Annotated in this window: 15 protein-coding genes; all 15 read left to right on the top strand. The window is 58.1% G+C overall.

Going from position 1 to position 20307, the window contains the following annotated elements:
- Positions 1-734 precede the first annotated feature (734 nt).
- A complete protein-coding gene (locus ATHL_RS19430; protein ID WP_236822420.1) occupies positions 735-1586 on the top strand; it encodes a DUF11 domain-containing protein in 852 nt (283 codons plus the stop codon).
- 59 nt (positions 1587-1645) lie between these two features.
- Entirely contained in the window at positions 1646-3112 is a 1467-nt protein-coding gene (locus ATHL_RS17290; RefSeq protein WP_062196315.1) for a flippase, read from the top strand.
- Positions 3109-4458, top strand: a complete 1350-nt coding sequence (locus ATHL_RS17295) for a glycosyltransferase family 4 protein (RefSeq protein ID WP_062196317.1) — start codon at positions 3109-3111, stop codon at positions 4456-4458. Before ATHL_RS17290 ends, ATHL_RS17295 begins: the two co-directional genes overlap by 4 nt.
- Positions 4451-5377 carry a glycosyltransferase family 2 protein gene (locus ATHL_RS17300; protein WP_062196319.1) on the top strand — a complete coding sequence of 309 codons (927 nt, stop codon included), beginning with the start codon at positions 4451-4453 and terminating at the stop codon, positions 5375-5377. Before ATHL_RS17295 ends, ATHL_RS17300 begins: the two co-directional genes overlap by 8 nt.
- The gene (locus tag ATHL_RS17305) at positions 5374-6579 is read left to right on the top strand and encodes a glycosyltransferase (RefSeq protein WP_062196320.1); all 1206 of its coding nucleotides are present in this window, start codon (positions 5374-5376) and stop codon (positions 6577-6579) included. The genes ATHL_RS17300 and ATHL_RS17305 overlap by 4 nt, the downstream gene beginning before the upstream one ends.
- Complete coding sequence (locus tag ATHL_RS17310) at positions 6576-8024, top strand: O-antigen ligase family protein (RefSeq protein WP_062196322.1); 1449 nt, start codon at positions 6576-6578, stop codon at positions 8022-8024. Before ATHL_RS17305 ends, ATHL_RS17310 begins: the two co-directional genes overlap by 4 nt.
- The gene (locus ATHL_RS17315; RefSeq protein WP_062196324.1) at positions 8017-8940 is read left to right on the top strand and encodes a glycosyltransferase family 2 protein; all 924 of its coding nucleotides are present in this window, start codon (positions 8017-8019) and stop codon (positions 8938-8940) included. The genes ATHL_RS17310 and ATHL_RS17315 overlap by 8 nt, the downstream gene beginning before the upstream one ends.
- A 2-nt stretch (positions 8941-8942) precedes the next feature.
- Positions 8943-10145 carry a glycosyltransferase family 4 protein gene (locus tag ATHL_RS17320; RefSeq protein WP_062196326.1) on the top strand — a complete coding sequence of 401 codons (1203 nt, stop codon included), beginning with the start codon at positions 8943-8945 and terminating at the stop codon, positions 10143-10145.
- A gap of 140 nt (positions 10146-10285) precedes the next feature.
- Positions 10286-14185, top strand: a complete 3900-nt coding sequence (locus tag ATHL_RS17325) for a glycoside hydrolase family 16 protein (RefSeq protein WP_162787792.1) — start codon at positions 10286-10288, stop codon at positions 14183-14185.
- Positions 14186-14281: 96 nt separating this feature from the next.
- On the top strand, positions 14282-15304 hold the full coding sequence (locus ATHL_RS17330; protein WP_062196329.1) for a Gfo/Idh/MocA family protein: 1023 nt from the start codon (positions 14282-14284) through the stop codon (positions 15302-15304).
- Between the two features lie 33 nt (positions 15305-15337).
- Positions 15338-16918, top strand: a complete 1581-nt coding sequence (locus ATHL_RS17335) for an ArnT family glycosyltransferase (protein ID WP_062196330.1) — start codon at positions 15338-15340, stop codon at positions 16916-16918.
- A gap of 44 nt (positions 16919-16962) precedes the next feature.
- Positions 16963-17301: a hypothetical protein gene (locus tag ATHL_RS17340; RefSeq protein WP_062196332.1), complete on the top strand. Its 339-nt coding sequence runs from the start codon at positions 16963-16965 to the stop codon at positions 17299-17301.
- Positions 17294-17998 carry an SDR family NAD(P)-dependent oxidoreductase gene (locus ATHL_RS17345; RefSeq protein WP_062196334.1) on the top strand — a complete coding sequence of 235 codons (705 nt, stop codon included), beginning with the start codon at positions 17294-17296 and terminating at the stop codon, positions 17996-17998. Before ATHL_RS17340 ends, ATHL_RS17345 begins: the two co-directional genes overlap by 8 nt.
- Positions 17995-19359 carry an ANL family adenylate-forming protein gene (locus tag ATHL_RS17350; RefSeq protein WP_062196335.1) on the top strand — a complete coding sequence of 455 codons (1365 nt, stop codon included), beginning with the start codon at positions 17995-17997 and terminating at the stop codon, positions 19357-19359. The genes ATHL_RS17345 and ATHL_RS17350 overlap by 4 nt, the downstream gene beginning before the upstream one ends.
- The coding region (locus ATHL_RS17355) for a LamG-like jellyroll fold domain-containing protein (RefSeq protein ID WP_062196337.1) at positions 19356-20307 on the top strand (952 nt) is incomplete at its 3' end. The genes ATHL_RS17350 and ATHL_RS17355, both read left to right, overlap by 4 nt.

Genomic DNA, 20307 nt, shown 5'->3' on the forward strand with positions numbered 1-20307 from the left:
CAGTCTTCAACAGCTGGTTCGGCAGCACCTTCAGCAGTCCCAAATCGCGCACGGTGCGCAATCATCAGGTGGCCTGGAAGGGTTATACCGATGCCGTCGAGCTGGAGCGGGACTACGGGATTGCCATGGACACGAATTTTTACCATTCGGGTGCATGGTTGCAGAAGGCAGATGGCACGTGGGCGCACGGGTACATCACGGGCAGCGGCCTCCCGATGAAATTTTCCAGAACCGACGGCACCATTTTGCCGGTTTACCAGCAGGAAACGCACCTTGTGGACGAGCAGTTGATTCGCGATGCGGGGGTAGGTAGAGAAGGCCTGACTGCCGAACAGGGGGTGGCGGTTTCAAGAGCGCTGATTGATGCCAGCCAGAACGGGTTTTATTCGGCCCTGATGACCCAGTTCCATGTAGATTACTACGGCAATGGCGACCCGCGAGGATGGGCCGAGGGCACCATGGCGTATGCTCAGAGCCTGGGTATTCCACTCTGGAATGCGGATCGCTGGCTTGCCTTCACCGAGACCCGCCATGATGCGGTTTTCCAGAACATCGTGTGGGATCAGTCTACCGGGAGGTTGACCTTTGATTTGTTCTCAAACCCTGACCGTGGTGAAGGGCTGACCGTGCTTCTCCCCGCTTCGTGGGATGGAAGGCCTCTCGAATGGGTTCAGGTGGATGCTGGCGCTCCGCTCACCGCGCCTTTCAGCCCGATGGATGTGCGCGGGGTGCCGATGGTCTTCTTTCCGCTTTCAGCCGGAAGCCATTCATGGACTGTGAGTTATCTAACCGCCCATGCCGATTTGCAGGTTGGGCTGGAGGCTCCGTCAACCGTGAATGCCGGAGGGCGACTGACCTTCAGGCTGACCATTACCAACGCTGGCCCTGATCTTTCAGAGAACGTTGTGGCGAGTCTTACCGTTCCGGCAGGGACGACCGGGGTCGGGGTAGAGGCCTCTCAGGGAAGCTGTACCCCGGGCGTGACGGAGGTATCCTGTAATCTGGGGAACCTGTCCGCAGGTAGTGGGGCTACGATTGATCTGACCCTGACTGCTCCGGCAGAGCCGACGACTCTCTCAAGCCAGGGACATGCGGCTTCAGCCGTCACCCCAGACTGGGCGCCCGGCAACAACAGTGCCTCCCGCGAGGTCAGCGTCAGTGCGGTTTCAGACCTGGCGCTCACCCTCACTGATGTTCCAGACCCGGTGCTGGCGGGAAGGCCGCTCTCTTATACAGTGCAGGTGGTGAACGCAGGCCCGAGCACGGCGGGGGGAGTTCAGGTGAGGTTAACGCTGCCGGCAGGAGCGCAGTTTAACCAGGCGGCGGGGAGCGGGTGGAACTGCACCTGGGGCGGGGCAGGCCAGGAGGTGTTGTGTGGGTTGAGTCAGCCCGTGGGGGCCGGTGAAAGTGCTCCCCCTCTCGGGGTGGGTATTTTTGCGCCCGCGAGCGGGACGAGCTTTCAAACTGTGGCGCGGGTCAGCTCCGTAAATTTCGATCCACAGGGAGAGAATAATGAGGTGGTCGCGGTGACCACGCTTCGTTATGCTCTGTTCCTCCCTCTGATTTCGCGTCAGCCATTCCCCTGATCTGGCCACTGCTTTTTTGACCCGTTTCGATTGATCTGCACCCCGTTTACTCTGATCGTATGCCAAAATTATCGACCACCATTTTCCGTAATTCAGCCATTGGGATGGCGGCGCAGCTGATCATTAAGGCGCTGTCGTTTCTGTTTTCGATCCTCATCGTCAGGCACCTGGGGGCGGCATCGTTTGGGCAATATACCGCGGTGCTGGCATTTGGGACGACCCTGGCGATTTTCTCCGATTTGGGTCTGGGTGTGTATGCGATCCGCGAGGTGGCGCGCCTGCGCGAGCAGCCGGGTGGGCATGCCCAGGCCGGGGTGCTTTACGGGAATATTATCCTTCTGCGCCTTCTGCTTTCCTTCTTTACTGCCTTGTTGATGGTGGGGGCGGCCTGGGTGACGGGGCGCCCGGCGGTGATGATCGGTGCGATTGCCCTGAATGCGGTGGGGCTTTTCCTTTATGCGGTGCAGGGCGCCAGCGACGCTGTGCTTTCGGGTTTTGAACGGCTGGATATTACCTCCGGGGGGAAAGTCCTCAATCAGCTGGTGTTTGTGGTGCTGGGCGGGCTGGCGTTATGGCTGGGGCTGGGGTATTACGGATTGATTTTAGCCACCCTCTGCGGGGTGGCGGCGATGACGGTGGTGTGCTGGCGGGGGGTGCGCTCGCTGGGGGTGCATCCGGCTCGTCCATCTCCGTCTCTATGGAAAGCGCTTTTAAAGGCCAGCCTCCCCTTCGGGGTGATCGGCTTTGCGCTTGGACTCTCATACAAGTTCGACACAGTGTTGTTGAACATTTACCGCGGTGATGCTGAAACAGGATTCTATAATGCCGCGTATAACCTGGTGTTTTCGGCGGCGCTCATTTCTAATGTGATCAACACGGCTCTCTTCCCGTCTCTCACGCGCCAGTCGGTTAGCGAACCCCACAACCTGGTGCGCAGTTATGACCGTGCCATGCGCTACCTGATGCTGGCTTCGCTGCCCATCGCGTTTGGAACCTGGGCGCTGGCCGGGCAGATTGTGCCCTTTATCTACACGGCCAGTTATGACCCGGCCATTGTGGCGCTGAAGATCGTGATCTGGGTGGTGCCGCTGATGTTCGCTTCGGAGTTTTTGGGGTATGTGGTGCTCATTTCCGGGCAGGAACGGCGGGCGGCACGTGCGGTATTGACCAGTACTGCCTTGAATGTTCTCTTCAACCTGATGCTGGTACCGCGTTTTGGGTTGCTGGCCGCCTCGACGATGACGGTGATCACCGAGGCTGTGCTGGTGGGGCAGTATCTGTGGTTCCTGCGCGACACCCTGAAGCGAATGAAATGGAACGAGAATATCATCCGACCGCTGCTGGCCGCAGGGTTGATGGGTGTGGTGGCACTTTTCCTGGCGAATCACGTGAGTTTGCTGGTCAACACCTTCATCTGCGGCCTGTTGTACCTGGCTCTGTTGCTGGCTTTCCGTGTCATTGGCAGGGATGAGTGGCACTTTGTGCGCGATTTGCGCGCCAGAACTGAAAAGACGATTCCTCTATGAAGATTTTCCTGGTTTCTCCCCATTACCCTCCACGGTTCATTGGCGGTACCGAAAAAATGGCTCACCGCCTGGCGCGCAGTTTTACGGCTCGCGGCCATTCCGTGGAAGTTGCCGCTGTCGACTCGGTTGGGACGCAGGAAGAGGCCTTGCTTTGCCAGACCGAGGTGGAAGACGGGGTCACGGTGCATCGGCTGCATCTCAATGAGCGAAATCTGGTGCGCCCCCTGGGTTTGAATTTTTGCAACACGGCCATTCAGCAATGGTTCAGAGAACATATTCGCTCCGACCGCCCCGATGTGGTGCACCTGCTTTCAGGGTATTTAACCACCGGCTGTGTTCTGGATGCGGCCTTTGAGGCCGATATTCCCTCGGTGATCACGCTGGTGGATTTCTGGATGATGTGCCCGTTGATTACCCTGTTGCGCAGTGATGGGCAGTTGTGCAGTGAACCGGTGGAACCGGCCCGCTGTGTATGGTGTCTTCGTGCTCTGCAAAGGCGGTATCGTCTGGTAGATCAATGGCTGGGGGGCCTGCCGGGTGCGTTCTTTACGTATCTGGGAAAGACCGGCATGCTTGGGAAACACCCCGGATATCGAGAAGAAGAGAGATGGATCCGCCAGCGACGGGAGTTCAACCGGCGGTTGCTTCAAAAGGTGGATGTGGTCATCACCCAGTCTCGTTTCTTCGAGGAGAAATTGAAGGAATACGATATGCTTCCCCGCCGGATGATCTACGCACCGTATGGGTTGGAAAAATCCAATCATCGGGAAGGTTCTGGCAGTCAGGGGAAGAGCGAGAAATTCCGCATTGGCTACCTGGGGCAAATTGCCGCGCACAAAGGGGTGCATGTGCTCGTCGAGGCATATCGTCTGTTGAATCTGCCGCCTGGCCGGGCTGAATTACGTCTGTATGGTGACCTGGGAACCTGGCCGAGTTACGTGCGCTCGCTGCGTACCCTGGCCAGAGGGCGTGAGGACGTGCTCTTCCTGGGGCCCTTCCCGGGGCATGAAATTGGCCGCATCATGGATGAGTGTGATGTCATCGTCACGCCTTCCATCTGGTATGAAAACCACCCCACGGTGATTCTGGAGGCTTTCGACCATGGCAAACCGGTGATTGCCTCTGACCTGGGAGGGATGATCGAGATGGTGCGCCACGGGGTGGATGGTTTCCTCTTTGAGGCGGGCAACCCGCGCAGTCTGGCAGAGCAGCTGCGCAAGTTGATTGAAGACCCATTTCTTTATGAGCGTTTACGCGCTGGCATTCAACCGGTCAGGCGGCTCGATGAAGAAGTGACCGATTTAGAGCTCCTTTATATGGAGCTGGTGGAATCCAGGCGTGGTTGAAAACCAGAACCCCCGGGTTGCGATTGTTGTGATCAACTGGAATGGCGGGGATGACACGCTGGCCTGTCTTGATTCGCTGGCCAGGGTGCAATATCCTGAACGTTATGTACTGGTGGTAGACAACGCCTCGCAGGATGGTTCACCGGAACGCATCCGTGCCTGCCATCCTGAAGTAACGTTGCTGGAGAGCCGGACAAACCTTGGTTTTGCGGGTGGAAACAATCTGGGGATGAAGGTTGCTCTCCAGAAAGGCGCGGATTACGTACTGCTTCTCAATCACGATACGCTGGTCTCACCAGATTTTTTAGAGAAAATGGTCTCAGTGGGGGAGGCTGATCCTTCCATCGGGGTGCTTGGCCCAACGATTTATTACCACACCCGGCCTGAGGTCATCTGGTCGGCGGGGGGAGCCATTGATTGGAAGCACGGGGTGGCACGGATGATCGGGATGGACGAAACCGACCAGGGCCAGTATGGGCTGAAACCGCGCGCGGTGGATTTCGTCACCGGATGTGCCATGCTGGTGAAGCGGAAGACCCTTGAAGCCGCTGGTCTGCTGGATGAAGGCTTTTTTGCCTATTACGAAGAAGTGGAATGGTGCGTGCGCATTCGCCGGGCGGGGTATCAGATCGTTTATGTGCCGGGGGCTACGATCTGGCACAAGATTTCTCCCGAAGCGCGCGAGGCATCTGCCACAGTGCACTATTACATGACACGCAACCGTTTGCTCTTCTTAAAAAAGGCAGGTGCCGGAGGGCGGGCCTGGGCGCATACCCTGTTCAGTGAGTACCTGCGCACGCTGGTTAGCTGGAGCATCCGCCCAAAGTGGCGCCACCGGCGCGAACAGCGGCGGGCGATGGTGCAGGCCATCTGGGATTATTTCCGCGGGAAGACGGGCATGCGGGGTGTTCAACCGTGAAGATCCTGTTCCTTTCTCGCTGGTTTCCGTATCCACCGGATAATGGAGCAAGAATTCGGGTATTTTCCATCCTCAGAGGGCTGGCCCGGAAACACAGGGTAGACCTGATATCCTTTGTGGAGGATCCGCCTTCTCCTGAATCCTGTGAGGTATTAAGGGAATTTCTGGGTGAGGTACTCACCGTGCCGTACCGCGCCTTTCAACCTGGCAGGCTGACGGCCCTGGCAGGGTTCTTTTCGCCCACGCCGCGCTCGCTGCTGGATACGTACAGCCAGGCCATGGCAGATGCGGTTACCGGGCTGGCCATAAAGGAAAAATACGACCTGGTTGTTGTCTCTGAACTGGATATGGCCCCCTACGCGCGCCTGGTGAGCAATGCCCGGAAGGTGCTGGAAGAGCTGGAGGTTACGAAAATTGCCCGGCGTTCTCTGGATGAACCCCATCCATTGCGCCGTTTGCGTTACCGGCTGACGTGGTGGAAGCTCTCGCGTTACCTTACGCGCCTGCTGGAAGAGTTTGATGGTTGTACGGTGGTGTCGGAGCCCGAGCGTGAGGCGGTGATGCGCTGTGCGCCTCAGCTTAAGTACATGGCCGTCATTCCCAACGGGGTGGATCTCTCTTTTTATCAGCCTGCCGATGAAAGGGAAATGGAACCGGAAGGCCTGATTTTTACAGGCGCACTCTCTTACCGGGTGAATTTTGAGGGACTGGAGTTTTTCGCCCGAGAAATCTACCCGCTTATCCTTGCTGAACGACCCGGAGCACGACTTTACGTCACCGGCAAGACAGCCCCGGCCCCCCTGGAACGGTTGAATCTGCGTGAAAAGATGGTCTTCACCGGTTATCTGGCAGATCTGCGCCCGATGTTGCGCCGGGTATGTGTGAATGTGGTGCCGTTGTTGACCGGCGGTGGAACCCGGCTGAAGATTCTCGAAGGCTGGGCGGCAGGAACGCCCATCGTTTCCACCTCCCGCGGGGCGGAGGGATTGTCGTTTGAGGACGGGCGCCATCTCCTGATCGCCGACCGGCCTGCACAGTTTGCGCGTGCGGTACTGCGGATCATCTCAGACCCTGCTCTGCGCGCAAGCCTGAGGGAGAACGGGCGCGCTCTGGTTGAGACGCACTACGACTGGAACGCGATCGTCGACCGGCTGGATGATTTTCTGCTCGCAATCTCTTCTGGAGACTCCCTCCGACGATGAAACAACCCGGGGAACCGCTGATGGATGATATAGACTGGAGAACGCGGTTGTGGCTTGCCCTCGATGCCCGGCGTGCTCTGCTGCTGAAGATCGGCCTTATCTTCAGTCTGTTCCTCCTGACTTTTGGAGTCTCGGTTTTGACGGCATGGAAGAGCCCTCTCTATGGGATGGTGCTGCTGGCATTGCCTTTTGGGGTGGCGTTTGTTCTGATTCTTGAAAAACGGCTGGCTCTGGCGCCGGTGATCATTCTCTTCGCGGCGGCCTTTGTTCCCTTCAGTTTACCGACGGGCACGGGCAGTCGCCTGGTGATCAGCCTGGTGCTGGGAGTGCTGTTCATTTTTCTCTGGCTGCTGCGGATGATACTCGTTGAAAGGCATCTTCACCTGGAGCGCACACCCGCCAATCTGCCGGTCTTCGGGTTTATCGGTGTGGTGATGGTTTCGATCGTGTGGAGCGCGGTTTTTCGCGATCCACTGGTGGTGCTCTGGCGCACTTTTTATTTTGTGCAGATCGCGTCTGCCCTGGTCATGATCGTGTCACCCGCGCTGTTGCTGTTTTCTGCCAACGTACTGCGCGAAGAGAAGTACATTCGGCTGATGGTGTGGCTGATGATCTCTCTGGGTTTAGCGGGGATGGTGGACAACCTGTTGCCGTTCTCTCTTCCGGCCAATACGGGCGGGCTGGCCAGTATGTGGGTCATTGGTCTGGGGCTGGCGCTTGGTCTGTTCGACGAGAAGATGAAAAAAGGCGCCAGAGGGTTTCTCCTCTTTCTGGCGCTGGCCTGGGTGTATCACGGCTTTGTATTGAATATTTCCTGGGTGGCGGGCTGGCTGCCGGGACTGGTGGCAGGTATGGTGATCCTTTTCCTGCGTTCCAAACGCCTTTTCCTGGCGGGTGTTATTGTGCTGGCCCTTTATATCGTGCTTAATACCGGTCTGATTGAAAGCTGGCTGGGTAGTGAAAAAGAAGTAAGTGGAGATACGCGCTTTACTGCCTGGCAGATCAACTGGAAATTCACCAGCCAGCATTTTCTGTTCGGGATGGGGCCGGCCGGGTATGCGGCTTATTATATGAGTTATAACCCCTCCGAAGGGATGGCCACTCACAGCAATTACATTGATATTCTCGCCCAGACGGGTGTGGTGGGGATGGCATTTTACCTGGCGATCTTCGGTGTCCTCGGCTGGCGCGGCTGGGTGGTTTACCGACGGGTAAGGGGCCGGCGCGATTTTCTGGAGGGGCTCAGTGTGGCATTGCTGGGAGGCCTGGCAGGCTGTGTGGTGATTATGGGCTTCGGCGACTGGCTGCTGCCCTTCGCCTACACCCAGACGATCATGGGGTTCAGTTATACCGTGTATAGCTGGTTGTTCCTGGGGCTGATCCTCTCGCTGGATATCCTCACTGGCCGGGAAAGCCTACCGGAGGAGCCGCTTTCTCATGCCTGAGGTCTCGGTGATTATCGTCAACTGGAACGCCCGCCAGTATCTCGCCCGCTGCCTGGCGGCGCTGGTGGAACACGGCGCAGGCGTGGATTATGACCTCTGGGTGGTGGATAACGCTTCTGAGGACGACAGTGTAGCCTTCGTGCAGCAGGCATTCCCTCAGGCGCATTTGATCATGAATGCGCAGAACGTGGGCTTTGCGCGGGCCAACAACCAGGCGATTGCACAATCTACCGGGCGTTTTCTCCTTTTACTCAACAGTGATGCCTTCTTGCAGGCCGGGGCTCTGGAAAGTCTGCTTCAGGCGATGCGCAACCATCCAGACACGGGAATCGCAGGGGCGCAGCTTTTCTATGAGGATGGGCGCCTCCAGCGTTCCTGTTATGCGTTCCCGACCCTGGCGAGTGAACTGTGGCAGACGCTCTGGCTTGACCGGCTCTTCCCCCACAGCCGGGTGTTCGGGGGGTATCAGATGACCTGGTGGGCTATGGACACCCCGCGTGAGGTGGACTGGGTGATGGGGGCCTGTATTCTGGTGCGGCGCGAAGCGCTGGAGCAGGTGGGTGGGTTTGATGAGTCGTTCTTCATGTACTCGGAAGAGACCGATCTGTGTTACCGCATGAAGCAGGCTGGCTGGAAGGTGCGTTACGTGCCTGATGCGCGGGTGGTGCACGTGTGGGGCGGCTCAGCCAACCTCGCCGGTAGAGAAACCCTGGTCCGGTTGTATCAGAGCCGGGTACGGTTCTTCCGCAAGCATTACGGGCCGTTGACGGCCTTTGGTTACAAGCTTTTGCTGGGGTTCAGCAGTCTGGTGCGCACAGCCATGGGCTGGGTCATTTCGACTGTGTTCCGCAGGCCCGGGGTGCAGAATCAGAGCCGGGCTTACTGGTATCTTTTCCGCAGGGTGCACCTCTTTTGACCATGAAAATTCTCCTTCTGACTCAGGTTCTCCCTTACCCTCCGGATAGCGGCCCCAAGGTAAAGACCTGGAATCTGATTCAATACCTGGCCCGCCAGCATGAGGTGACCCTGGTTTCGTTTGTGCGCGGGAATCAGTCGCGTGAGGTGGGGCAACTCCGCCGCCTGTGCGCCGGTGTGTTCACCCTTCCGATGGAACGAGGGGTTCTTCGCGATGGCCTGGCGCTGTTCAGGAGCCTGGCCACAGGGGTGCCGTGGGTTATCGTGCGGGATGCGAGAGGCCCCATGTTCAGGCTGGTACGAGAGCTCTCGGCGCGGCAGTCTTTCGATGCCGTGCATGCCGACCAGCTCAATATGGCCCAGTATGCCCTGGTAGCTCGAGTGGGGAAGAAGGTGCTGGATACGCACAATGCGCTCTGGCTTCTTTACCGGCGCATGGCGAGCACCATGCCGGAAGGGCTTTTAAAGTGGGTGTACGAGCGCGACTGGCGCCTGCTGAGGCGGTATGAAGGGGAGATTTGCCGGGCTTTCGACGCTGTTCTGGCGGTCAGCGAGGAAGACCGGCGTGCCCTTGAAGAAGTAAGCGGGGAAGGGCGTAATTTCCGTGTCGTCCCCATTTCAGTGAATACCGATGAGGTGCAGCCGGTGTGCCGGGTGGCAGAGGCTGACCGCATTGTTACCCTTGGGACGATGTTCTGGCAGCCCAATGTGGATGGTATTCTATGGTTCGTGCATTCGGTCTTACCGTTGATCCGCCGCGAGAAACCGGATGCCGCGCTGGACATCATCGGTGCGCGCCCCCCAAAAGAAGTGGTGGCGCTCGGAGAGCAGGACAGGCTTATCCGGGTCACCGGATATGTAGAAGACCCGCTCCCTTTTCTGGAGCAGGCGGGAGTGATGGTGGTGCCGCTTCGTGCGGGCGGGGGCATGCGAGTGAAAATTCTCAATGCCCTGGCGCAGGGGTTGCCCGTGGTGACCACCTCCATTGGCTGTGAAGGCATTGCAGTGGAACACGGCCAGCATGTACTGATTGCGGATACGCCAGCCGAGTTTGCCCGGGCTGTGGTGCAGGTGTTGCGAGACCGTTCACTGGCCAGCGAACTCGGCCGCCGTGGCCGCCGTCTGATCGAAACATTGTACGACTACCGGGTGGCCTGCCGCCCCCTGGATGATCTTTATCCCCCAGATGGAAAGCGGCTTGTTTGAAGTTTTTCTTTGGCAGGGTTGTTCTGGGTTGAGGTTCATGAGGAGAGAAAGCGATGTATCATCAACAGAAGGTAAGTACTGGAAGGTGGTCGATGGCGTTTTGCCGGAAACCGGATGAAAAGGAAAACTCTCGATCGATCATGCCCAAAATCGGGGCGATTTTCCTGATCCTGAGCATGGTGATGACCGCTCTGGGGCGGCCTGATCAGATTGTCCGGGCGCAAACCGCCAGCGGGAGTATTACCCAGACAACCGCGGGAGATTTTGGCGCTGTGTGTGCCAGCCTCAGCGAGGTAAGCATCAGTGATGCCGGTGGTGGAGAGGTGCGCCTGCGCGCCTCGCTGGAAGATTACTTTGATGGGAACGCCGTGGATACCGGGCGCTGGGTGGTGGGCAATGTGTACTCCTGGTATACGGTACCTCCCACGGTGAGCAACGGAGTGCTCACGCTGGACTCAGCCTACCTGCGCTCGCAGATGAATATGCAATCCCTTCCGGTGCGCTTTTTCGAGGCGCGTGCGCTCCAGCGCGCCGGAGCGAACAACGCGGGATGGCCGGATCTGGGGTTTTACCGTGCCCTGCCTCCGCTGGACCCGAACGCGGTCACCTCAGATACGGCGATGCGCCTGTTCATCAGCCGGGATACCAACACCACGTATGTCCGTGGGCGGGATGGTGATGGCAGCGCACCGTTGTATGATGTGGACATTCCCACCCTCAACCTTCAGCAGTATCATGTGTTTCGGGTGGAATGGTACACAGACCGGACGGACTTCTTTGTAGACGGGGTCTTCCAGGCGACGATGCCGGGGGTGACCACGTTGAACACGTATGCCTTTCTGTATCATCAGACGCCCACCACCCAGGGCAGCAGTCCCATGCAGGTGGACTGGGTGCGGGCGGGGGCCTACCCTTCGACGGGTACTTACACCTCCTGTGTTCTGGATGCCGGGGGTAGCGCGCTCTGGCAGGGTTTCAATTCGCAGATTGACCTGCCCGCCGGAACATCCGTGGTATTGCAGACGCGCACTTCTTCGGACGGAATGGCCTGGAGTGACTGGTCTCCGACTGTCGACGGGCAAATTTCCAGCCCGGCCGGGCGTTTCTTGCAATATCAGCTCACTTTGAACACCACCAACCCCCTTGTTTCTCCAGAATTGCGGGAAATTACCTTCAATTATGAACTCCTGCCGGTGAATACCCCCGAAGCCACCAGCACGTTCACCCCATCGCCTACCTCAACGGCGACCCTGGAGCCTTCTCCAACGCTCACGCTTCAACCCACCGATACCCCTGCGCCGACCCCTACCTTTACAGCCAGCCCGTTACCCTCACCTACCGCTTCTCCTTCCCCGCTGCCCACCTTCACCGCCACTTCACCGCTTCCTACCAGCACTTCCACACCTACCTTCACGGCTACGCTGCCACCTCCTACCAACACTTCCACGCCGACGCCCACTCCCCAGAATTCCGGAGTCACCGATGACTTCAATCGCCCGGATTCTACCAACCTGGGGGCCAGCTGGACTGAGCGCATCGGTGACTGGCAGATTGTTTCGGGTACGTTACGCAATGCCAGTGTGGGCGGCGACGCTGTGGTAACTTATACCGGAACATACAGCAATGTTCAGGCGTCGGCTGATGCACGTTTTGCCAGCAACGCCGGCACCATCTCGCTGGGAGTGCGCCTGGGCGCTTTTTCGGGGGGCGTTCCCAATAGCGGCTATGTGGCAGAATTGTTCAGTTCGGGGCTGGTGATCCTGTGGCGGATTGACAACTGGACTCAGCTGGGGAGCTATCAAATCGCCGGATATCAACCGGGCCAGGCAATCACCTTTGCCCTTTCTGCCTCCGGGAGTATTGTACGGGTAGATGTCAACGGGATCACACGCATAACCGCCACAAACACGGCTTTTACCAGCGGTGCAGTGGGGTTATGGTCGTATGCTTCTACCGCGGTAAACCAGCACATTCTGGATAACTTCAATCTGGTGGATTTCTCACAAACCACCCCCACGGCTACGTCGGTAGTTCAGCCTACCAGCACATCAACCTCAACACCCACCCAGGCACCCTTGCCAACAGCCACGGCAACCCCTGCCTCGGGCTCATCGGGGAGTGTGGTTCACGATACGGTGAGTGATTTTGCTCAGGTGTGTGCTGTTCTCAGCAACGTCACGGTGAGTGACGCCAGAGGCGGAGAGGTACGCCTGGCGGCCCCGGTGGAAGATTATTTCAACGGGAACACGGTAGATACGGCGCAATGGGTGGCCGGGAATGTGTACACCTGGTACACCGTTCCGCCCAGTGTGGGGAATGGCGTGCTGACCCTGGATAGCGCCTACCTCCGCTCGCAGGCCAATTTACAATCGTTGCCGGTGCGTTTCTTTGAGGCACGTGCCTTACAGCGGGCAACCACGGCCAATGCTGGCTGGCCCGATCTGGGCTTCTACCGGGCATTACCCCCGCTGGACCCCAATTCGGTGACCGACGACTCGGCAATCCGCCTGTTTGTTTCCAGAGATACCAATACTACCTATGTGCGCGCGCGCGACGGTGGAGCGAGTGCTCCCCTGATCGATATCGATATTCCAACCATTGATCTGCGCAGTTACCATCTCTTCCGCATCGAGTGGACCGCGACCGAGAGCCGTTTCTATGTGGATGGTGTACTTCAGGCCACGATTCCGGGCGTTTCCACGTTCAATACCTGGGTATTTCTCTACAACCAGACCCCCCAGACTTCGGGGGGTAGCCCCATGCAGGTAGACTGGGTGCGGGCGGGAGCGTATCCCTCAGGTGGCAGTTACACCTCCTGTATTCAGGATGCGGGGAGCACAGTGCCATGGCAGTCGGTGGCTTCAACCGCAGATTTACCCGCAGGTACGGGGTTGAATATCGAGACTCGCACCTCAGATGACGGGGTGAACTGGTCGCCCTGGGCGCAGACTTCAGGAAATACGATTGTCAGTCCGGCGGGGCGCTACCTGCAATACCGTCTGAACCTCAGTTCGGGCAACGTCCTCCTTTCGCCTGAAGTTCAACGGATCGTTCTGACGTATGCTCTGCCCTCGGGTGGGGCAACTGCAACGGCCACAAGTGTGCCCACGGCAACTTCTTTGCCCTCCTCCACGCCCACACCCCTGCCGAGTGCTACCTCTACGGCTTCTCCAACCGCCATCGTTGCTTCTCCGACCTTTACAGCTACTCCACTGCCAAGCGCCACCCCCACAGCGACTGCAACTGCTACCCGCACCTCCACGCCACTGCCAAGCGCCACCTTCACAGCGACTGCAACCGCTACCCGCACCTCCACGCCACTGCCAAGTGCCACCCCCACAGCGACTGCAACCGCTACCCCCACCCGTACTCCCACGCTTACCCCATCGGCCACGTTGACGCCCACCGTGCTTCCTGATCTGATCTTTGCCGATGGCTTTGAAGGGGGGAATTTGCTCGCCTGGTCTTCGAGCGTCACCGGTGGGGGTGACCTCTCAGCAAGTACAGCTGCGGCTTTGAGAGGTTCTTATGGTTTGAGGGCTCTCATCAACGATAATACTGCCATCTATGTGGTGGATGATACACCGGCAGCCGAGGCACGCTACCGGGCGCGTTTCTATTTTGACCCCAACAGCATTAGCATGACCAGTGGAAACGCTCATTATATCTTCTACGGTTATTCGGGAACCCTGGTTACGGCCCGGATTGAGTTTCGCCGTTACAGCGGGGCGTATCAGGTGAGGGCGCAAACGCGAAATAACGGGAGCACCTTCCTGACCACCAGTTATGTCACCATCTCAGACGCCCCCCACTCTCTGGAAATTGACTGGCGGGCTTCTACTGCGGCAGGAGCGAGCAATGGCTGGCTGACTTTCTGGGTGGATGGTGTGCAGGTCGGAAGTATTACCGGAGTAGATAACGATACCCGCCGGATCGATTCGGTTCGTCTGGGCGCGGTAGATGGCATTGATTCTGGCACACGGGGAACAGAATTTTTCGATTCTTTCGAGTCGCGCCGTTTGAATTACATTGGGCCGTGAACCTCACAGAGGCGGTACGATGGTTTCTGAGAGGAATGGGATAATCATCCAGATTTAGATTTTCACCGGTGAAAGGTGAAATGGAGGAAGAAGACAATGAACCCGATTCGAGTGGGTGTGATTGGCCTGGGCCGTATGGGGCAGCAACATTGCCGCGTTTATTCCACGCTCAGGCGAGTGCAGTTGAGTGGGGTGCACGATGTGAACGCCGAGCTTGGCCGGTCGGTGGCTCAGCGGTTAGACGCGCCTTTCTTTTCGCGGATCGAAGACCTGCTGCAGGAGGTGGACGCGGTGAGTTTGGTTACTCCCACGCCCAGCCACTATGACCTGGCGATGATGTGCCTTGAGCACGGAGTGCACCTGCTGGTAGAAAAGCCCATCACCGAAACCCTGGAGCAGGCCGAAGCCCTTACCCGTGCGGCAGAAGAGAGCGGCCTGGTGGTGCAGGTGGGGCATATCGAGCGCTTCAACCCGGCCTACATTGAAATGAAAAATGTGCTGGAAGATCTGACCGTGCTGGCGGTGAATTTCCGGCGTCTCAGTGCTTACGCGGGCAGCAACACCGATGTCAATGTGGTGCTGGACCTGATGATCCACGATCTGGACCTTGTCCTCGAATTGATCGGAGAAGAGCCGGTGGAAATTGCCGCCTACGGGTTGACCGCCACCGGCAACGCCGTAGACCACGTCAACGTTCAGCTTTCATTCTCCTCAGGGCCGCTGGTGTCGCTTACGGCCTCACGGCTCACCGAGCAGAAGGTGCGCGCGATTGATGTTACCGCGTGGGAGGCGTACGTGGAGGCCGATCTGCTCCATAAATCGGTGGATATCCACCGGCGGACGATTGGTCAATACCTCAACCACAACAAGCGCGGGGTGAAATATCGCCAGGAAAGCCTGCTGGAGCGCATTCTGGTGCCGGTGGTTGAGCCTCTGTTTTCTGAATTGCAGCACTTTGTAGAAAGCGTTGCCGAGAAGAAAACCCCTCTGGTAACGCCGCGCGATGGGTTGAAGGCTTTGAGGCTGGCGACGCAGATCTGTGAAGCGGCGGAAAGGCGCATGATTTTTGCCAGAGCGGGTGAACTTTCGCCCGGGCTTTCAACCTCAAAAAGTCAATAGTTCACCATGAGTTAAGAGGAGCGAGAAAAGCCAATGATTGCTTCCTCGAAAGAGGCTGTGAACCGGCAAAAGAGTGGGTGGCGCCGGATATGGATGCTCGTGGTTGCGGCAGGGATATTGTTCCTGGCATTCTACCGTCTGACCGATTATCCCCTGACCTGGTTCGATGAAGGTTCTCACCTGCATGTGTCTAAGGCGCTGGTGAAGTACGGGGTCTATGCCGATTACAGCAGTGAAGGGTTCCGTTACTATGGGCCAACAAATGGGCTGGGCCCGACGGTATTGCTCCCCATCGCCGGAGTATTCCGGTTGTTGGGTATCGGCCTGCTCCAGGCTCGCCTGGTAATGGTGGTTTATTTGCTGGTGGGGCTCTTCCTTTTCTATCGCCTGACGGTGAGCCTGGAGGGAGACGGCTGGCATGCTCTGGCTTTCCTGCTGTTGTTTGCTTCTCGCGGGGTCTCTATCCTGGAGTATGGGCGGCAGGTGCTGGGAGAAGTTCCCGCGCTGGTTTTTCTGCTGGGCGGTTTACTGGTGTGGTGGCAGGCGTGGGAAAAACCTTCGTGGGGAAAGCTGGCGCTGGCCGGGATGTTGCTGGGGTTGAGTGTGGTTACGAAAAGCCAGGTGCTCTTGTTTCTGGGACCAGCGCTGGTGCTGGCCTGGCTGGCCAACCTCGTGTATTATCGCCTGCTTCCCCAGAGGGTTTTTCTCCTGCCGGGACTGGTTACAGCGGGGCTTTTTGCCGCCTGGCAGGCTTTTTTGCTGTTCGGGCTGGATCCGCAGGCCAGCATTGGCAATCTGTCGTTGCTGCGAGAGACCTCGGGGAGTGCGGCGTTTGTATTTTCGGCAGAGCTGATCAGGCGCTCTCTGAGCGAATTGATCAGTGTGCTTGGATATTTTGGCCTGCTGGGGGTGGGGCTTCTTTATGGTGCTACGCTCATACTGCCGCGGCGAATTGAGGCACAGAAGTGGAGCATTCTGTGGATGATGGCTGCCTTAAACCTGCTCTGGTATGTGCTGGCATCGATCAGCTGGGTGCGGTATGCTTTCATCGGTCTGGCGCTGGCGTGTATTTTCACGGCGCGCTTTTTGTACGACCTCACCCGCGAATTAAAACCCCGGCTGAGGGAATTCTGGCAGGCAGTCAGGGAAAAGAGACCTGTGCCCGGGACGGTGGCGGCGCAGGGAGCACTGGCGCTGGCCGTGGCGGGGGTGGTGCTGGGCTCTCTGGCGCTCAACGTGCGCGACGTACTTGCTCCGGGTGAGAATACCCCCATGCTGATGGCGGCTTACCTCAACCAGCACGTCCCTCTGGATGCGGTGATCGAGACTTATGAGCCGGAGATGGGTTTTCTGACGGACCATCGTTATCATTACCCACCCCACAGTTATTTGAATAAAACCATTCAATTCACCTGGCTGGGCGGGAGCTTACCGGGTGAGGGGTATGATTTTATCCAGAAAGAAAAACCGGAGTACGTCCTGGTGGGTAAGTTCGCCGCCTGGGTGCAATTCTATTCGATTCCGGAGATCGAGAGCCGCTACGATCGGCTGATCACGATTGGGCCTTACCAGTTATATCGGCTTCGGGGTGTGTCTTCCAACTTCACCCCGTGAAACTTAAGAAATCATCATTCTCTTTATACGCAAGGAGCATACCTATGACCTATTCCTCTGAAGTTCCGATTGAACGTGCAGGAATCATTGAGCTGATCACCACCAGCGCGCAGGACGTTCTTCAGATGCGAGATGGCGCCGGAGAGCAGCTTCCGGTGCTGGGCGAAGAGACCCGGCTGATCGGGCAGGGGGCCATTCTGGACTCGCTGGGGCTGGTGAGCCTGATCGTGGAGGTGGAGCAACGCCTCTCTGACGAACTGGGTATTAATCTGATCCTGGCTGATGAGCGCGCCATGTCGCAGAAGCGCAGCCCCTTTCGCTCCATTGGAGCCCTGGCCGATTACATCTGCGATTTGATCGCTGAACAGGGGGCCCATGCCTGATCAGGAAGTGGTGCTCATCACCGGCACACGCACGGGGATCGGGCGTTTTCTGGCCGAGCATTTCGTCAGTCGCGGGGCGCTGGTGGAGGGATGCAGCCGCAACCCTCCAGACTGGAGCCTGGAGGGCTACACCCATCACTGCCTGGACGTGGCCGATGAGGGGGCAGTCAGGGCCATGTTCGTGGACATTCAGAAGCGCCACGGCAGGCTGGATGTTCTGATTAACAACGCGGGGATCGCCTCGATGAATCATATCCTGCTTACCCCGCTTGCCACTCTCGAAAAGATCATGGCCACCAACCTTTACGGTACGTTTTTGATGTGCCGTGAGGCAGTGAAGTTGATGCAGCGTCACCGGTATGGGCGCATTGTCAACCTGAGCACGGTGGCGGTGAACATGCGGCTGGAAGGTGAGGCCGCTTATGCCGCTTCCAAGAGTGCCGTGGTCACCTTTTCTCAAATTCTGGCCAAAGAAGTGGCCCCGTTTGGCATTACCTGCAATGTAGTGGCCCCTACCCCCATTGAAACCGACCTCATCCGCCATGTGCCGGAAGAAAAAATCAGGCGGATTGTGGAAAGCCAGGCGATTAAACGCGCGGGCACATTTGAAGATGTGGCCAACGTGGTGGATTTTTTTGTGAAAAAGGAAAGTTCGTTTATCACCGGGCAGGTGATTACCCTGGGAGGGATTCTATGAGTATTGCATGGTTACTGGAGCGCATGGCGGGCTGGCAGGAGCAACCGGCGATGGTCTGGCGAGACCAGCCTACCACGTATGGAGACCTGTTACTCCGGGTGGAGGAATGGAAGGGGGAACTCGATCGGTATGGGATGAAAGAGGGGCAGGTGGTGGCTATCGATGGCGATTACAGCCCCAATTCGGTGGCGGTTTTGCTGGCGCTGATCGATCGGGGGGCCATTGTGGTGCCTCTCACCCAGGCGGCTGCGGCGCATCGGGAGGAGTTCCTGGAGATCGCTCAGGTGGAAGAGGTCATCGCGCTGGATGAGAACGACCAGCACGTCATCAACCGCCGTCCGGTGGTCGCCGATCATCCTTTTATTCAGCAACTGCGCCAGCTGGGTGACCCTGGCCTGGTGCTCTTCTCTTCGGGATCCACCGGTAAAAGCAAAGCCGCGTTGCACAACTTTGCCCGCCTGCTGGAGAAATTCAAAGTGCCGCGCAACAAAATGGTGACTCTCACCTTTTTGCTTCTCGACCACATTGGCGGGCTTAACACGCTGTTCTACACGCTTTCCAACGGGGGGACGGTGGTTTCGGTGCGCAGCCGCGACCCTGACGTGGTCTGCCGGGCGATCGAGCGCCACCGGGTGGAACTCCTGCCGACTTCGCCGACCTTCCTGAACCTTCTGCTCATCTCCGAAGCCTATAAACGGCACGATCTTTCTTCGTTGAAGCGTATTACCTACGGCACTGAGGTGATGCCCGAAAGCACCCTGCTTCGCATTCATGAGGTTTTCCCCGATGTCCAGCTGCAACAAACCTACGGGCTTTCGGAGCTGGGAATTTTGCGTTCCAAATCCAGAGATAACCGTTCGCTGTGGGTGAAGATCGGCGGTGAGGGATTCCAGATCAAGGTGGTGGATGGCATTCTGTGGGTGAAGGCTGAATCGGCCATGCTCGGCTACCTGAACGCCCCCAGCCCCTTTGATGAAGAAGGCTGGATGAACACCGGGGATATGGTGGAGGTGGATGGCGAATACGTGCGTATTCTGGGGCGGCAATCGGAGATCATCAACGTGGGCGGGCAGAAAGTATACCCGGCTGAGGTGGAGAGCGTTCTGCTGCAAATGGAAAACGTGCGCGATGCAGTTGTCCTCGGAGAGAAGAACCCTATCACGGGGAACATTGTGACCGCGCGGGTCAACCTGAAGGAGCCTGAAGATCCGCGTGCCTTCAAACAGCGCATGCACGCCTTCTGCCGGGAGCGCCTGGCGGCGTATAAAATTCCGGTCAAGGTGGAAATTCTCACTCAGGAACAGTACAACGCGCGTTACAAGCGCATGCGCCGCGCCGACGCTCTGGAATCCAGAGAATGAAAAGTTTTCGAAGGCAAGCTCTCTGGCTCTCGTGCTTCCTTCTTGGGATCATCGGCGCCGTATTCGCGCCGGTGCAGGCCCAGAGCGGTGGAGGGTATGCCCTGCGATTTTATGGGAACGGCGTTGCAGGAATCGACCGGGTGGAAATATCCATCGACAACCCACCCGTTCCGGCTGATATCGGTGCGACCGACTTCACCCTGGAGTGGTGGATGAAGGCCCTCCTTGCCGAGAACCCTTCCACCAGCGTTTCGTGCGGATCTGATGCCGGTTGGATTACCGGGAACATCCTCTTCGACCGCGATATCTTTGGGAGTGGAGATTATGGGGACTTCGGAGTTTCCATCTCATCGGGGCGAGTGGTGTTTGGCGTCAGCCAGGGACAAAGCGGTAACACCCTCTGCGGCACGCGCACTGTGGCCGATGGCACGTGGCACCACGTGGCGGTGACGCGCAGCCGGGCGAACGGCACACTGCGCATCTTTGTGGATGGTGTGCTGGATGCCGAAGGCCCCGGACCGACAGGAGATGTGAGCTACCGGGACGGACGAACAGGCACAAGCTCGAAAGACCCCTACCTGGTGATCGGGGCGGAGAAGCACGATTATGACCGCACACAGTACCCCTCGTATTCGGGATGGGTGGATGAAGTGCGCCTTTCGACGGTGATTCGATATACGGGTAACTTCAGCCGTCCGGTGGCACCCTTTACGCCAGATGAAAACACAGCGGCGCTGTATCACTTTGATGAAGGCCCAGCCGGACCCTGCCTGGGAGTGGTGACCGATAGTTCAGGGGCAGCTGGCGGGCCGAGCAACGGGCAGTGTCGCAACGGGGGCACACCGGCCGGGCCGGTGTATGTGAGCGATCAGCCCTTCACAGGGGGGCAGAGTACATCCACCCCAACCCGTACATCCACCCCCACCCACACGGCTACTTTTACCCCCA

The sequence above is a fragment of the Anaerolinea thermolimosa genome, assembly GCF_001050195.2.
In the GTDB taxonomy this organism is placed as follows: domain Bacteria; phylum Chloroflexota; class Anaerolineae; order Anaerolineales; family Anaerolineaceae; genus Anaerolinea; species Anaerolinea thermolimosa.

Coding starts and splice junctions, on each gene's coding strand:
- ATHL_RS19430 (WP_236822420.1), top strand. CDS start 735: ATGGTCTTCTTTCCGCTTTCAGCCGGAAGCCATTCATGGACTGTGAGT.
- ATHL_RS17290 (WP_062196315.1), top strand. CDS start 1,646: ATGCCAAAATTATCGACCACCATTTTCCGTAATTCAGCCATTGGGATG.
- ATHL_RS17295 (WP_062196317.1), top strand. CDS start 3,109: ATGAAGATTTTCCTGGTTTCTCCCCATTACCCTCCACGGTTCATTGGC.
- ATHL_RS17310 (WP_062196322.1), top strand. CDS start 6,576: ATGAAACAACCCGGGGAACCGCTGATGGATGATATAGACTGGAGAACG.
- ATHL_RS17315 (WP_062196324.1), top strand. CDS start 8,017: ATGCCTGAGGTCTCGGTGATTATCGTCAACTGGAACGCCCGCCAGTAT.
- ATHL_RS17320 (WP_062196326.1), top strand. CDS start 8,943: ATGAAAATTCTCCTTCTGACTCAGGTTCTCCCTTACCCTCCGGATAGC.
- ATHL_RS17325 (WP_162787792.1), top strand. CDS start 10,286: ATGCCCAAAATCGGGGCGATTTTCCTGATCCTGAGCATGGTGATGACC.
- ATHL_RS17330 (WP_062196329.1), top strand. CDS start 14,282: ATGAACCCGATTCGAGTGGGTGTGATTGGCCTGGGCCGTATGGGGCAG.
- ATHL_RS17335 (WP_062196330.1), top strand. CDS start 15,338: ATGATTGCTTCCTCGAAAGAGGCTGTGAACCGGCAAAAGAGTGGGTGG.
- ATHL_RS17340 (WP_062196332.1), top strand. CDS start 16,963: ATGACCTATTCCTCTGAAGTTCCGATTGAACGTGCAGGAATCATTGAG.
- ATHL_RS17345 (WP_062196334.1), top strand. CDS start 17,294: ATGCCTGATCAGGAAGTGGTGCTCATCACCGGCACACGCACGGGGATC.
- ATHL_RS17350 (WP_062196335.1), top strand. CDS start 17,995: ATGAGTATTGCATGGTTACTGGAGCGCATGGCGGGCTGGCAGGAGCAA.